The organism is Mesorhizobium sp. M4B.F.Ca.ET.203.01.1.1 (assembly GCF_004791025.1).
GTDB lineage: Bacteria > Pseudomonadota > Alphaproteobacteria > Rhizobiales > Rhizobiaceae > Mesorhizobium > Mesorhizobium abyssinicae.
Genome location: NZ_SRUO01000246.1, coordinates 1 through 297, shown reverse-complemented (window position 1 = coordinate 297; position 297 = coordinate 1). Strand labels below are relative to the sequence as shown.

Genomic DNA, 297 nt, shown 5'->3' with positions numbered 1-297 from the left:
CGCCTGAGCGCGAATATCGATGCTGTCGCGGCGACGGGCCACGAAATCGGTCACACATGCTTTCGCGTCACGAGCGGCGGCGAAACATTGCTGGTCTGGGGCGACCTCGTCCATGTGCCGTCGCTCCAGTTCGAGCGGCCGGAGGTCGCCTGGGAGTTCGACGCCGACCAGGAGCAGGCGCGGGCAACCCGGTTGCGCATTCTTGCGCTTGCCGCCGACAATGCCTGGTGCGTTGCCGGAGCGCATCTCGATTCACCAGGTGTCGGCCGGATCTTGCGAGGCGAAACAGGCTTCCGC

At 66.0% G+C, this 297-nt stretch carries 1 pseudogene; it reads left to right on the top strand.

Going from position 1 to position 297, the window contains the following annotated elements:
* Window positions 1–114 precede the first annotated feature (114 nt).
* Window positions 115–297: pseudogene (locus EN846_RS36320) on the top strand (MBL fold metallo-hydrolase); the annotation flags it as partial.